Origin of the sequence: Buchnera aphidicola (Sitobion avenae) (assembly GCF_005082585.1) — a bacterium.
Taxonomy (GTDB): domain Bacteria; phylum Pseudomonadota; class Gammaproteobacteria; order Enterobacterales; family Enterobacteriaceae; genus Buchnera; species Buchnera aphidicola_Z.
Window position 1 is genome coordinate 475,693 of the sequence record NZ_CP034855.1, and the last position, 14,723, is coordinate 490,415.

General features: G+C 25.4%; 14 protein-coding genes. 13 read left to right on the plus strand and 1 reads right to left on the minus strand.

Going from position 1 to position 14,723, the window contains the following annotated elements; all coding sequences use genetic code 11:
- The first annotated feature begins 1 nt into the window (after position 1).
- From lgt to tusA, 9 genes are all read left to right on the plus strand, one after another.
- Positions 2–856 (plus strand): prolipoprotein diacylglyceryl transferase, encoded by an 855-nt coding sequence (lgt, locus tag D9V77_RS02195; protein WP_158338649.1) that lies wholly within the window; start codon positions 2–4, stop codon positions 854–856.
- 6 nt (positions 857–862) lie between these two features.
- On the plus strand, positions 863–1,657 hold the full coding sequence (thyA, locus tag D9V77_RS02200; RefSeq protein WP_158338651.1) for a thymidylate synthase: 795 nt from the start codon (positions 863–865) through the stop codon (positions 1,655–1,657).
- 65 nt (positions 1,658–1,722) lie between these two features.
- Entirely contained in the window at positions 1,723–3,048 is a 1,326-nt protein-coding gene (miaB, locus tag D9V77_RS02205) for a tRNA (N6-isopentenyl adenosine(37)-C2)-methylthiotransferase MiaB (protein WP_158338653.1), read from the plus strand.
- A gap of 181 nt (positions 3,049–3,229) precedes the next feature.
- Positions 3,230–3,529 carry an rRNA maturation RNase YbeY gene (gene ybeY / locus D9V77_RS02210; protein WP_261979301.1) on the plus strand — a complete coding sequence of 100 codons (300 nt, stop codon included), beginning with the start codon at positions 3,230–3,232 and terminating at the stop codon, positions 3,527–3,529.
- A gap of 80 nt (positions 3,530–3,609) precedes the next feature.
- Complete coding sequence (gene corC, locus D9V77_RS02215; protein WP_158338657.1) at positions 3,610–4,488, plus strand: CNNM family magnesium/cobalt transport protein CorC; 879 nt, start codon at positions 3,610–3,612, stop codon at positions 4,486–4,488.
- Positions 4,489–4,578: 90 nt separating this feature from the next.
- Positions 4,579–7,158: a leucine--tRNA ligase gene (gene leuS / locus D9V77_RS02220; RefSeq protein ID WP_158338659.1), complete on the plus strand. Its 2,580-nt coding sequence runs from the start codon at positions 4,579–4,581 to the stop codon at positions 7,156–7,158.
- Between the two features lie 38 nt (positions 7,159–7,196).
- Positions 7,197–8,201: a DNA polymerase III subunit delta gene (holA, locus tag D9V77_RS02225; protein ID WP_158338661.1), complete on the plus strand. Its 1,005-nt coding sequence runs from the start codon at positions 7,197–7,199 to the stop codon at positions 8,199–8,201.
- Positions 8,202–8,226: 25 nt separating this feature from the next.
- Positions 8,227–8,868: a nicotinate-nucleotide adenylyltransferase gene (gene nadD / locus D9V77_RS02230; RefSeq protein WP_158338663.1), complete on the plus strand. Its 642-nt coding sequence runs from the start codon at positions 8,227–8,229 to the stop codon at positions 8,866–8,868.
- Between the two features lie 65 nt (positions 8,869–8,933).
- The gene (gene tusA, locus D9V77_RS02235; RefSeq protein WP_158338665.1) at positions 8,934–9,164 is read left to right on the plus strand and encodes a sulfurtransferase TusA; all 231 of its coding nucleotides are present in this window, start codon (positions 8,934–8,936) and stop codon (positions 9,162–9,164) included.
- 153 nt (positions 9,165–9,317) lie between these two features.
- On the opposite strand, the gene asd is transcribed toward tusA, so the two are convergent.
- Complete coding sequence (asd, locus tag D9V77_RS02240; protein ID WP_187307863.1) at positions 9,318–10,430, minus strand: aspartate-semialdehyde dehydrogenase; 1,113 nt, start codon at positions 10,428–10,430, stop codon at positions 9,318–9,320.
- A gap of 297 nt (positions 10,431–10,727) precedes the next feature.
- Between asd and D9V77_RS02245 the strand changes: the two genes are divergently transcribed.
- The 4 genes from D9V77_RS02245 (at position 10,728) to mscS (ending at position 14,686) form a co-directional block, all read left to right on the plus strand.
- A complete protein-coding gene (locus D9V77_RS02245; protein WP_158338669.1) occupies positions 10,728–11,321 on the plus strand; it encodes a YhgN family NAAT transporter in 594 nt (197 codons plus the stop codon).
- Positions 11,322–11,410: 89 nt separating this feature from the next.
- On the plus strand, positions 11,411–12,577 hold the full coding sequence (locus tag D9V77_RS02250) for a phosphoglycerate kinase (protein ID WP_158338671.1): 1,167 nt from the start codon (positions 11,411–11,413) through the stop codon (positions 12,575–12,577).
- A 45-nt stretch (positions 12,578–12,622) separates the two neighbouring features.
- Complete coding sequence (gene fbaA / locus D9V77_RS02255; RefSeq protein WP_158338673.1) at positions 12,623–13,699, plus strand: class II fructose-bisphosphate aldolase; 1,077 nt, start codon at positions 12,623–12,625, stop codon at positions 13,697–13,699.
- Between the two features lie 141 nt (positions 13,700–13,840).
- The gene (mscS, locus tag D9V77_RS02260) at positions 13,841–14,686 is read left to right on the plus strand and encodes a small-conductance mechanosensitive channel MscS (protein ID WP_158338675.1); all 846 of its coding nucleotides are present in this window, start codon (positions 13,841–13,843) and stop codon (positions 14,684–14,686) included.
- The last annotated feature ends 37 nt before the right edge of the window (positions 14,687–14,723 follow it).

Here is a 14,723-nt window from a genome sequence, read left to right on the forward strand (position 1 = left end):
AATGTACATCTTTTTTCCTAAATTAAATCCTATAATTTTTACTTTTGGTTCTATATCTGCTCGTTGGTATGGTTTTATGTATATTATTAGTTTTTTATTTGCAATTTGGTATGGAAAAAGATGTAGTATTAAAAATAAAAAAAAATGGTATGAAAAAAAAGTAGAAACTTTATTATATGCTGTTTTTTTAGGCTCATGTATTGGAGGAAGAATAGGATATATTATATTTTACAATTTTACATACTTTTCTCAAAATATATTACGTATATTTTATGTATGGGAGGGAGGAATGTCATTTCATGGAGGATTAATAGGTGCTGTAATTGTAATGACATATTTTTCTCTAAAATATAAAAAAAAAATATTAGAAATATCTGATTTTATCGCTCCATTAATACCATTTGGATTAGGTGCTGGAAGATTAGGTAATTTTATTAATAGTGAACTATGGGGTCGTGTATCACCAAGCTTTTCATATGCGATGATTTTTCCTAATTCTCAATATCAAGATTTAGAAACAATAAAAAAACATCCTCAATTAAAACTACTATTTGAAAAATATGGAGCACTACCACGTCATCCTTCGCAATTATATGAATTTTTTTTGGAAGGTCTTGTGTTGTTTTTTATATTGTATTTTTTCTCAAAAAAAAATAGACCAATTGGTTGTACAAGCGGTTTATTTTTAATTTTCTATGGAGTATTTAGAATATTTGTAGAATTTTTTAGAGAACCAGATCCTCAAATAGGACTATTAGAAAATATAATTACTATGGGACAAATATTATCTATTCCAATGATTTTTTCTGGATTAATTATTCTTTATATATCTTCTATAAAAAAAAATAAATCATGAGGAATTATGAAACAATATATTAAATTAATAAAAAAAATAATTAAAATAGGCAATCAAAAAAAAGATCGTACAGGAACAGGCACATTATCTATTTTTGGTTATAATATGAAGTTTAACTTACAAAAAGGTTTTCCACTTCTTACAACTAAAAAATGTCATATTCCATCTATCATTTATGAACTTTTATGGTTTTTAAAAGGAGATACTAATATTAGTTATCTCAATAAAAATAAAATATCGATTTGGGATAATTGGGCTGATGAATTTGGAAATGTTGGTCCAATATATGGAAAACAATGGAGAAGTTGGAATACACCAGAAGGTAATGTAATTGATCAAATAAAAAATGTATTAATACAGTTAAAAGACAATCCTGATTCCCGTAGAATATTAGTGTCTAGTTGGAATGTTGGAGATATTGATAAAATGAAATTACCTCCCTGCCATGTTCTTTTTCAATTTTACGTATTCAAAAACACATTAAGTTGTCAACTATACCAACGTTCTTGTGATGTGTTTCTTGGACTGCCTTTTAATATAGCTAGTTACTCAATACTTATACATATGATAGCTCAACAATGCAACTTAAAACCAGGAGAATTTTTATGGACAGGAGGTGATGTTCATTTGTATAATAATCATATTGAATTAGCAAAAAAACAAATACTTAGAACACCTCGAAAACTCCCGGAATTAATAATTCTCAAAAAACCTCATTCATTATTTCAATATTCTTTTCAAGATTTTAAAATTCTTGGGTATTATCCTTATCCTCCTATTAAAGGAAAAATATCTGTATAAAAAAATAAACGTACTTTTACTAGAAATAATTTTTTATCAATTAAACTGGATTGATTTTAAAACATATGAAAAAAATATATATAAAAACTTGGGGTTGTCAAATGAATGAATATGATTCATCTATGATTACCACGATATTGCAAAAAACAAAGAAATATTCACTTACAGAATCAGCAGAAAAATCTGATATTTTAATATTAAATACCTGTTCAATTAGAGAAAAAGCTCAAGAAAAAGTTTTTCATCAGCTCGGAAGATGGAAAAAAATAAAAAATAATAACCCAAGTGTTATTATTGCCGTAGGAGGCTGCGTAGCAACTCAAGAAGGTAAAGAAATTTTCAAAAGAGCAAATTATGTAGATATTATATTTGGAACTCAAACTTTGCACAAGTTACCACAAATGATTTCTGAAGTAGAAACAAGTCGCAAATTATCTATTGATATTAGTTTCCCTAAATTAGAAAAATTTAAATATTCACTAGAATCTAAAAAAAAAGGATATACGGCAAATATTTCGATTATGGAAGGATGTAATAAATATTGTTCATTTTGCATAGTTCCATATACAAGAGGGCGTGAAATTAGTCGTCCATGTGATGATATTTTATTTGAAATATCTATTTTAGCAAAACAAGGAGTAAGAGAAATTAACTTATTAGGACAAAATGTTAACGCATATAAAGGATCTACTTTTAACAGAAAAATTTGTTATTTTTCAGAATTAATACGATTAGTTGCAGAAATAGATGGTATTGATAGAATTCGTTTTACTACAAGTAATCCACGTGAATTTACTGATGATATTATCGATGTATATAAAGATACACCAAAACTAGTTAGTTTCTTGCATCTTCCTGTACAAAGTGGTTCAAATAAAATTCTTAATTTAATGAAACGCTCATATACAATAGAAGATTATAAATCTATTGTTAACAAGTTAATTATTGCTAGACCTAATATTCAAATTAGTTCTGATTTTATTGTTGGTTTTCCTGGAGAATCTGAAATAGACTTTCAACAAACAATGCTTTTTATAAAAAATATAAATTTTGATATGAGTTTCAGCTTTATATATTCTAAAAGGCCTGGAACACCTGCTTCTAAAATGAAAGACGATGTTGATTTAGAAGAGAAAAAAAAACGTTTGTATATTTTGCAAGATCGTATAAATATACAAACTATGTTATGGAGTAGAAAAATGTTCGGGACTATACAATCTATTTTAGTAGAAGGCGTATCAGATAAAAATATCATGGAATTATATGGTCGAACAGAAAACAATAGAATTGTTACTTTTAAAGGTTCCCCTAACACAATTGGACAATTTGTTAATGTAAAAATTAAAAAAGTACATACACACTCATTAAAAGGCGAATTACTTCAAAAATAATTCCATTCAGATATATGAAAAATATTATTATAAATCTTCAAATCTGTTCTAAAAATACAAAAAGAATACCAAAAAAAATACATTTTAAAAAATGGATACAAAAAATTTTATATAAAAAAAAAACATCAATATAATCACAATCCGTATTGTAGATGAATTAGAAATTAAAAAATTAAATTTTATCTATAGAAAAAAAAATCAAGCAACAAATATCTTATCATTTCCTTTTAATAAATTTATTAAAGTGAATCATAAATTGTTAGGAGATTTAATCTTATGTAAAAATATAATTGAAAAAGAATCCCTTAAGTACAAAAAATCATTGGAATCACATTGGGCTCATATAACAATACATGGAACACTGCATTTATTAGGATACGATCATAAAAATAATAAAGAAGCAAATATCATGGAAAAAATTGAAAATAAAGTAATGCTATCTTTAAAATATAAAAAACCACATCTTTTAAAAAAATTTTAATCTTCTATAAAAAATATTTTAACTCAGGCATTTCTACCATAGAATAGTAGAACATATTTTAAAAAAGACAATTTAATACTATGAGTGATAAGCATTCACAAAACTGTGATAAAATAAATAGGAAAGGATTTTTTTCTATTTTATTAAATCAAATTTTTCATGATGAACCGAAAAATAGAGAAGAACTATTAGCATTAATTCGCGATTCAGAACAAAACGAACTAATTGATCAAGATACTTGCGATATGTTAGAAGGAGTTATGCATATCGTCAAAAAAAGAATTAAAGAAATCATGATTCCTAGAACACAAATGATTACATTAAAATTAAATTATGATTTAAATGAATGTCTTGATGTTATTATTGAATCGGCGCATTCGCGTTTTCCAGTTATGAGCAGTGATAACAATTATGTTGAAGGATTTTTAATTGCTAAAGATTTATTACCCTTTATGAAAAGTTCTAAAAATATTTTTTGCATAAAAAATATATTACGACCAGCTGTGGTAGTTCCAGAGAGTAAATATGTAGATAGAATGTTAAAAGAATTTCGCTCGAAAAGAAATCATATGGCTATAGTTATAGATGAATTTGGAGCTGTATCTGGTTTAGTTACTATAGAAGATATACTTGAATTAATCGTTGGAGAAATCGAAGATGAATATGATGATGAGGAAACATTAAATATTAGAAAACTTCAAAAATGCACTTTTTCTATTAGAGCACTTACAGAAATAAAAGAATTTAATGAAACCTTTAATACTAATTTTAGTGATGAAGAAGTAGATACTATAGGAGGATTAGTTATGAAAGAATTTGGCCATTTACCAAGTCGTGGTGAAAGTATAAAAATTGATGGTTATTCTTTTAAAATTTCTGTAGCAGACAGTAGAAAAGTTATACAAATACATGTAACTGTTCCAGAAAATAAGATACCTGTTCTTATGGAAGTTCAATAAAACTATTTTTTAAGATTTAGAAAAAATAAGATTATTTTAAATTGCAATTTAAAAACATTATATTTCTCAAATATTTTTGTAGAGACAAAAATGGAAAAAGAATATTTACCAAGCAAAATAGAACTTTATGTACAGAAATACTGGAAGAAAAATAAAACCTTTGAAGTAAAAGAAGATTTGAAAAAAGAAAAATATTATTGTCTTCCTATGCTTCCATATCCTTCTGGAAAATTACATATGGGTCATGTTAGGAATTATACTATTAGTGACGTTATTGCTCGATATCAAAGAATGCTAGGAAAAAACGTCTTGCAACCAATGGGCTGGGATGCTTTTGGTTTACCTGCTGAAGATGCATCTATAAAGAATAATACGACTCCTTCCTCATGGACTAAAAAAAATATAAAATACATGAAAAAACAACTTCAATCACTGGGTTTTAGCTATGATTGGAGTCGTGAAATAACCACTTGCAATCCAGAATATTTTCATTGGGAACAATGGTTTTTTACTGAATTATATAAAAAAAAACTAGTATATAAAAAAAACAGTTTAGTTAATTGGTGTGTTTATGATAAAACAGTTTTAGCAAATGAACAAGTTATTGATGGTTGCTGCTGGAGATGTCAAAATAAAATAACAATAAAAAAAATTCCACAATGGTTTATAAAAATAAGAAATTATGCTGAATCTTTATATCAAGATTTAAAAAAATTAACTTGCTGGCCTGAAAATGTAAAGAACATGCAACGAAATTGGATTGGACGAATAAAAGGATTTCAAATAACTTTAAAAATTTTTAATACATCTGAAAAGTTAAAAGCATTTACGAATAGATTAGATCTTATAATGGGTGTGACATATGTTTCAATATCTACCTGTCATAAATTATCTCTAAATTTATCTAAAAATAATAAAATAATTAAAAAATTTATAAAAGAAAACGAATGTGTATCACCAGAAGAACTTAAAAAAGTTAAATATACAGGAATTAATACAAATATTTTTGTCCTTCATCCAATCACAGAAAAAAAAATACCAATTTGGATTTCCAATATTACTTTAAAAGAATATGGAACGAATGCAGTTTTATCAATTCCTGGACACAATGAAAATGATTGGAATTTTGCAATCAAAAATAATTTAAAAATTAAATATGTTGTACTAAATCCTGACAATCAAGAGTTAAATTCATATACGTCTTTTATAGATATAAAAGGAATATTAGTTAATTCTAAAGAATTTAACGGGTTAAATTTTCAAGAAAGCACAAAAAAAATAAAAAAAATACTATATCAAAAAAAAATATTAAAAGAAAAGATTCATTATAAACTACAGGATTGGTGCGTATCAAGACAACGCTATTGGGGAACACCTATTCCAATGGCTAAATTAAGAAATGGGAAAATTATAGCAATACCAAAAAATCAATTACCTGTAGTTTTACCAAAAATTAGGAAGAATATTGACTCATCACTAAAACCCATTAGTTCTAATTCAAAATGGGCTCAAATTTTTATTAATAATAAAAGTGCTACTAGAGAAACAGATACTTTCGACACATTTATGGAATCATCTTGGTACTATGTAAGATATACTTGTCCTAATTTTAACACTGGTATGGTTGATTTAATATCATCAAAATATTGGCTTCCTGTTGATCAATATATTGGAGGAATAGAACATGCAATAATGCATTTAATGTATTTTCGATTTTATCATAAATTATTACGTGATTTTAAATTAGTTGATTTCGATGAACCAGTAAAAAAATTATTATGTCAAGGAATGGTTCTTTCTGAAGCTTTTTATGAAATTGACAGCAACTGTCAAAAAAATTGGTTTCATTCGTCATCAATATTAATAACACGCAATTCAAAAGGAGAAATTGTTAAATCATATACTAAAGAAGGGAAAGAACTCGTTTACGCAGGAATGATTAAAATGTCTAAATCAAAAAACAATGGAATTGAACCAGAATTAATAATTCAACGTTATGGAGCTGATACAATTCGTTTATTCATTATGTTTGCTGCTCCTGTAGAATCTTCATTGGAATGGAAAGAATCTGGAGTAAAAGGAATTTATCGTTTTTTAAAAAAACTTTGGACACTAATATTTAATTATATTCATGTACAAAAGACACACAAAGAAACAAATATTAACATATTAAATTATCAGCAATCTGAATTACAATATCAATTACATAAAACTATTGCAAAAGTTTCTGATGATATAGGTCGTCGACAAACGTTTAATACTGCTATTTCTGCAATCATGGAATTAGTAAATAAATTAATAAAAGCTTCAATGAAAGATGAACAAGACAAATCTATTATGCGCGAATCCTTGATTTGTATAATTAAAATGCTCTATCCATTCATACCTCATTTTTGTTTTTTTGTTTGGAACTATTTTGATGAAAATATCTCTATTGAAAATCAAAAATGGCCTGTCTTTAAAGAAGATATTTTATTAAAAAAATATAGTATAATTATTGCTCAAATTAATGGAAAAACACGATGTACTATAAAAGTATCTAATAATTTAACTAAAGAAGAAATATTTTTATACGTGCAAAATGAACCAAAAATCAAAAAATATTTAAATAATATTAATATAAAAAAAATAATATATATTCCAAATAAAATAATCAATTTTGTAATATAAAATATTAATATATTTATAAGAATAGTGCCATTTATTATATGAAAACTACCAATCCAAATGAACTAAAAAAAAAATTAATAAAAAAATTGCATCCTTTTTATATCCTTTTAGGAGAAGATTTTTGCTTGCTAGAAAGAAATCAAAACTTGATATTGAATTTTTCATATAAAAAAGGATTTTTAGAGAAAGTTATAATTGATATAGAAAAAGATAAGGATTGGAACAAGATTGTTTTATTGTACAAAACTAAAAATTTATTTTTTAAAAAAACCACTTTAATAATCAACTTTCTTATTAAAAAATTAAATAATTTTTTAATTGAAAAAGTTTATAAAATATTTTTTTTGTTTGATTCAGATATATTAATAATTTTAAAATTTAATCATTTATCTTATTTTGTACAAAGAAATAAGTTGTTAAATAAATTTCTAAACTGTCACTATAATAGTATAGTTTCCTGTTTTACACCATATAATTTATCTTTTATTAATTGGATTCAATATGAAATTAAAGAAAAAAATATAAATATGGAAGAAAAGGCATTATCTTTATTATGCAAACATTATAAAGGTAATACTTTATTTATATATAATGTTTTGGATATAATTTCAATAACATGGCCTGATACTCCTATTACAAGAGCAAAATTAAAAAAAATTATTATTGACTTTTTTGAGTTTTCTGAATTATGTTGGATTAATTCTATATTTGAAAATCAAAGAGAAAAATCTATTTATATATTAAACATTTTTTTGAAAAGAAAATATAATCCTCTTGTTTTAGTCCGTTCTTTACAAAAAGATTTATATAAATTAATTCATATGAAACGCGAAACAAAAATAAATATGAACACATTTTCAGAGGAATATAATATTAGCAGTTTAAGAGATAAACATTTTATGAATGCTTTAAAAAAAATTAACTGTATTAACTTATTAAAAGCAATTCAAATTCTTGTAAAAATAGAAATAAATATCAAAAAAAAATATAATAATGATGTTTGGAATCAACTACAAGAATTAACTTTAATATTATGCAATTAACATTTCATATATTTAGACATAAAAAATGAAAAAATTACATGCAATTTTTGGTGGAAATTTTGATCCAATTCATTATGGTCATATTTATTTAGCTAAAAAATTAGCAAAAGAACTCTCCATAGAAAAAATAATATTTTTGCCAAATAATTATCCTCCTCATCGAGAAAGAACTCAAACATCTATAATAGATAAAATAAAAATGATTAAACTTGCTATTCATGATAATCCTTTATTTCAAATAAGTTACCTGGAAGCAAAAAAAAATAAACTCTTTTACACCATAGATACATTAAAAAAAATTAGAAAAGAAATAAGTTTTTTAAGACCTTTGTGTTTTATCATAGGAGAAGATAACTTGCAAAAAATATATCTTTGGAAGGACTGGAAAAAAATATTATTATACTCTCACTTATTGATTTGTCCTAGAAAACATAAAAAAAAATATCATCATGAATTAGAACAATGGATTAATTCTAATATTACGTACAATGTAAATTTCCTGCATCAAAAATCATCTGGTTTTATTTTTTTTTCGAATATACCTCTTATTAATATTTCTTCCACTACAATAAGAAATAATTACTCTATAGGTAAAAGTTCTAATCTACTTTTACCATCTATTATTAATAATTATATTTTATCAAAAAAGTTATACCATAAGGATTAATTTTACCATTCATAGTTTTGTGCTATTTTTTAAAAGAATAAAATTAAACGTCTTTAAGAAAACCAATGAAAAAAAAAATTATTTTAAATGTAATTGGACTTCGGTGTCCAGAACCAATTATGTTAATTAGAAAGACAATGCGTAATATGAAAAACAATGAAACAATATTAATTGTATCAGATGATCCCACAACTAAAAGAGACATTCCAAATTTTTGTTATTTTATGGAACATCAATTATTAAAACACGACATAAAAGTTAAACCTTATCGTTATTTACTAAAAAAAGGACTGTAACTTTTCAAATAATAAAAAAATGTTTTTCATGATTATTAAACATTTAATATATACACTTTTAAATTTAATATATATCTATTATTAATACATATATATTAAAATATTGTGTATATATTAAAAAATTTATATTATTATAATAGCAGTAAAAACATATTATAAATTAATTAATATGTTTAACATTCTTCTTAAAGGTTCTGCTGCACCCCATAAGAGTTGATCCCCAACAGTGAAAGCAGATAAATATTTTTTACCTATATTTAATTTTCTTAAACGACCTATTGGTATTTTTAATGTATTAGTTACTGCAGATGGAGTTAATTTTAATAATGTATCTCGTGTATTATTTGGAATAACATCTACCCAATGATTATGATTTATAATGATTTCTTCAATTCTTTCCAAAGAAAGATCTTTTTTTAATTTAATAAAAAATGATTGACTATGACAACGAAGCGCCCCTATTCGCACACATATACCGTCAATTAAAACATGATTGTTAGCACCTAAAATTTTATTAGTTTCAGCTTGACCTTTCCATTCTTCTCGACTTTGACCATTGCTCATTTCTGAATCAATCCAGGGTATTAAGCTGCCTGCTAACGGTACAGAAAAATTTTTTACAGGAAAATTAATACTACGAGATATTTCGGTGACTTTATGTTCGATATTTAACACCGAAAGAGAATCGTTAAATAAATCTTTTGAAACAGCATTATACAAGGTTCCCATTTGATTTAATAATTCTATCATATGACGTGCACCTGCACCTGATGCAGCTTGATAAGTAGATATATTAATCCATTCAATTAATTCTTTTTCAAACAACCCACCTAAAGACATTAACATTAAACTGACAGTACAGTTACCTCCTACAAAAGTTTTAATTCCTTTATAGATAGAATGTTCTATAGAATCGTAGTTAACTGGATCTAATACAATTATAGAATCGGAATTCATTCTTAAATTCGAAGCTGCATCTATCCAATAACCTTTCCAACCATTTTTTCGTAATTTTGGATAAACTTTTTCAGTATAAACACCTCCTTGGCATGTAATGATAATATCCATATCTTTTAACATGTCAAAATTATAAGCATCCTCTAAAACATTATGTGATATATCATTTAAAATAGAAACGTATTGACCAGATTGAGATGTTGAAAAAAAGACAGGTTTAATTTTTAAAAAATCATTTTCTTCTTGCATTCGTTTTAATAAAACTGATCCGACCATTCCACGCCAACCAACTAAACCTACAAGTTTCATCATTAATAAATACAGGGAGTTATTTACATTAAAAATTATTTTTATCAATATTGATAATAAATACAGTTAAAGTAAAAACTTTCCCGCCTCCTAAAAATAATCAGTAAAAATATTAATTAAATAATTATAAATTTTATGTAAGAAAAATATATACTCTTTAAAGACATAAGAACTCTATATAGAAATATTAAAATAGAAAATTCTATTTTAATTTTAAATATACTATAACATCATAATTTTATACTAAAAAATTAAGTATAAAAAAAGTATAACTTTAAAAGGATACAATAGATTAAAATGACTGAAATTATCTCTACAACGATATTACTAATTCTAATTATGGATCCTTTGGGAAATCTTCCAATATTCATGACAATACTAAAACACCTAGAAGAAAAACGACGAAGAATTGTAGTTATACGGGAAATGATTATAGCATTAATTATTATGCTATTATTCTTATTTGTTGGGGAAAAAATACTTATCATTCTAAATTTAAAAACTGAAACTGTCTCAATATCTGGAGGCATTATCTTGTTTTTAATTGCTATTAAAATGATTTTTCCTTCTGAAGATAGTAAGAGTAATGAAGTTTCTTCATATGAAGAACCTTTTTTAGTTCCTTTAGCTATTCCTTTAGTTGCTGGACCCTCTTTATTAGCAACATTGATGTTACTGTCACATCAATACTTACATCATATATCTTATTTAATTGGATCATTATTAATTGCATGGTGTTTTACCGTTATAATATTGTTATCATCTGGTTTGTTTTTGAAATTATTTGGTTCAAAGGGTGTTAATGCTCTAGAACGTCTTATGGGTTTAGTCTTAATCATGCTTTCTACTCAAATGTTTCTTGATGGGATAAGAACATGGTTTAAAAACTAAAAATATATTATTTATTTAAGAACCTGTTATTAATAAAATAACAGGTTAAAATAAGTTTTTTAAAAAAATAGTGAACAAGGTATTATATTGTGAATATAAAAAAAATAACCGAAATAGATATAACAGGAAAAAGAGTTTTAATAAGAAGTGATTTAAACGTTCCTATAAAAAATGGAATTATTCAATCTGATGCTAGAATATTAGCTGCTCTACCTACTATTGAGTTAGCTATTCAAAAAAATGCAAAAGTAATTATTATGTCTCATTTAGGAAGACCTAAAGAAGGATGTTACACGGAAAAATATTCTTTATTTCCTATATTTGAATATTTTAAGGAAAAATTAAAAAATATTAAAATACATTTTTCTAATAATTTTTTAGATGATGTTAAAGTTAATTCAGGAGAAATTGTAATTTTAGAAAATACTCGTTTTAATAAAGGAGAATCAAACAACAGTGATGAACTATCTAAAAAATATTCTAATCTTTGCGATATATTTGTAATGGATGCATTTGGAAGTGCGCACAGAATGCAATCATCTACATATGGTATTGGAAAATTTGTTAAAATAGCATGTGCTGGACTTCTGTTAACAAAGGAAATTAATGCTTTAAAAAAAGCATTAAAAAAACCAAAACGTCCAATGGTAGCTATAGTTGGAGGAGCAAAAGTATCAACTAAATTTAATGTATTACACAATCTATCTAAAATTGCAGATACAATAATAGTTGGTGGAGGTATAGCAAACACTTTTTTAGCTATTGATTACAAGATAGGAAAATCATTGTATGAATCAGATTTTGTATCTGAAGCTAAAAAATTACGTGATAAATATAATATTGTCATACCAATTGATTCTCGTGTAGGAAAAAATTTTTGTAAAAATGAAAAATCTGTAGTTAAATTACCTGATAATATTACGGAAGATGAAGAAATTATGGATTTAGGCGATCAAAGTATTAACAATGTTGTTAATATTCTTAAAAAATCTCAAACAATTATTTGGAATGGACCAGTTGGAGTATTTGAATTTCCAAATTTTAGGAAAGGCACCGAAATAATTGCAAAAACAATTGCACAAAGCGACGCCTTTTCTATTGCAGGAGGAGGAGATACATTATCTGTGATTGATATGTTTAATATTAAAAATAATATATCTTATATTTCAACTGGAGGAGGGGCTTTTTTAGAATTTATAGAAGGAAAAAAACTACCTGGAATATATATGCTAGAAGAAAATTTTAAAAAGCAATAAATTAAACAATTAATTTTTGAACTCATTTAATTACAAGGAAAAAAATTGAATATTTTAAGTATTGTTAAACCTGGAGTTATGAATGGCGATGAAACTCAAATAATATTTGAATTAGCTAAAAAAAAACAATTCGCCATACCAGCTGTAAATTGCATAGGAACTGATTCTATTAACATAGTTTTAGAAACTGCTGCTAAAGTAAAATCTCCAGTTATTATACAATTTTCTCATGGAGGTGCTTCTTTTATTGCAGGTTATAAAAATAAGTTTGCAATAGATCAAGAACACGCAATTAAGGGTTCTATATCTGGTGCTCAACATGTGCATTTAATGGCAAAATATTATAAGGTCCCAGTCATACTACATACTGATCATTGTCCTAAAGAAACCCTGCCATGGATTGATGGACTATTAGAAATAGGAAAGAACTACTACTTAAATCATAAAAGACCCCTTTTCACTTCTCACATGATTGATTTATCAAAAGAAAGTTTGCAGGAAAACATTTCGATTTGCAAAAAATATTTAAAAAAAATGCAATCTATTAATATGATGTTAGAAATAGAATTAGGATGTACAGGAGGAGAAGAAGATGGTGTGGATAATACTAAATTAGATAAAAAATTACTCTATACACAACCTGAAGATGTGAATTATGCTTATGAAGAACTGCAAAAAATTAGCAAAAATTTTAGCATTGCTGCTTCATTTGGTAATATACATGGTGTTTATCAAACTGGAAATGTTGATCTTAGACCTATTATTTTAAAAGATTCACAAACATTTGTAAGTACTAAACATAATTTAAAAAAAAATCCATTAAATTTAGTATTTCATGGAGGATCAGGTTCAAATTTAGAAGAAATTAAAGAATCTATAGAATATGGAATTGTTAAGATGAATATTGATACTGATATACAATGGGCAGCATGGAAAGGTATTTTAAAATTTTATAAAACAAATAAAGAATTTTTACAGAATCAGTTAGGAAATAAAATCGATAAAAACAAACCTAATAAAAAATATTATGATCCAAGAACATGGATAAGAAAATCACAAGAATCTATGTCAATTAGACTAGAGAAATCATTTAAGGAATTAAACTCTTTTAACATTTTATAAAATCCTTTTAAAAATTTTATTTTTATACCGGGGAATAAATAAAAATATTCTCCGAAAAACTACTTTATCAAAGTACATAATATGTATTAAAATAAATCATATTATATGATATTAATTACCAAAAAACATACAGAGATAATAATGGATGAATTAAGTGTAGTGAATGATATCAATCATGCAGGCAATTGGTTGATACGTAATCAAGAATTATTGCTTGGATATATAGTAAGTCTAACATCTGCTGTTATTATTTTATCTGCTGGAATGTTTATATCTAAAATTATATCAAATGGAGTCAATCAAATATTAATTACTCGTAATATTGATCCCACTATTGCTGGTTTTCTTTCTGCATTAATGCGATATATTATTATTACGTTTACATTAATTGCTTCATTAGGCCGTATTGGAGTACAAACAACATCGGTAATTGCTATATTAGGAGCTGCTGGTATGGCAATAGGTTTGGCTTTGCAAGGATCTTTATCTAATTTTGCGGCCGGCGTCTTATTAGTAACACTAAGACCATTAAAAACTGGAGAATATGTTGATTTAGGAAATGTTTCAGGAACTGTATTAAACATTCATATTTTTTATACAACACTTCGTACGTTAGATGGAAAAATTGTAGTAGTTCCTAATAATAAAATTATTTCTGGCAATATTATAAATTATTCAAGAGAAACCACACGTCGTAATGAATTTACCATAACTGTTGCTTATAATAGCGACATTGATTTAGTAATAAAGGTATTACGCGCAGTGATAGAAAAAGAAGAAAGAGTAATTAAAGATAAAGATATTATTGTTGGTCTTAGTGAATTAGCCCCATCTTCTTTAAATTTTACAGTACGTTGTTGGAGCAAAAACCATGATTTAAATGCGGTATATTGGGACTTAATGGCTAAATTCAAAAAAGCATTAGACAAAAATAATATTAATATCCCTTATCCTCAACTAGATGTACATTTGTACAAGAAAAAATAAAAAATATTGTAAATATACAAGTTATTTTTTAATGTAT

Excerpts from the sequence above, each read along its gene's own strand:
- thyA (WP_158338651.1), top strand. The coding sequence starts at position 863 with ATGAAACAATATATTAAATTAATAAAAAAAATAATTAAAATAGGCAAT.
- leuS (WP_158338659.1), top strand. The coding sequence starts at position 4,579 with ATGGAAAAAGAATATTTACCAAGCAAAATAGAACTTTATGTACAGAAA.
- mscS (WP_158338675.1), top strand. The coding sequence starts at position 13,841 with ATGGATGAATTAAGTGTAGTGAATGATATCAATCATGCAGGCAATTGG.
- corC (WP_158338657.1), top strand. The coding sequence starts at position 3,610 with ATGAGTGATAAGCATTCACAAAACTGTGATAAAATAAATAGGAAAGGA.
- D9V77_RS02245 (WP_158338669.1), top strand. The coding sequence starts at position 10,728 with ATGACTGAAATTATCTCTACAACGATATTACTAATTCTAATTATGGAT.
- nadD (WP_158338663.1), top strand. The coding sequence starts at position 8,227 with ATGAAAAAATTACATGCAATTTTTGGTGGAAATTTTGATCCAATTCAT.
- holA (WP_158338661.1), top strand. The coding sequence starts at position 7,197 with ATGAAAACTACCAATCCAAATGAACTAAAAAAAAAATTAATAAAAAAA.
- asd (WP_187307863.1), bottom strand. The coding sequence starts at position 10,430 with ATGAAACTTGTAGGTTTAGTTGGTTGGCGTGGAATGGTCGGATCAGTT.
- miaB (WP_158338653.1), top strand. The coding sequence starts at position 1,723 with ATGAAAAAAATATATATAAAAACTTGGGGTTGTCAAATGAATGAATAT.
- tusA (WP_158338665.1), top strand. The coding sequence starts at position 8,934 with ATGAAAAAAAAAATTATTTTAAATGTAATTGGACTTCGGTGTCCAGAA.
- lgt (WP_158338649.1), top strand. The coding sequence starts at position 2 with ATGTACATCTTTTTTCCTAAATTAAATCCTATAATTTTTACTTTTGGT.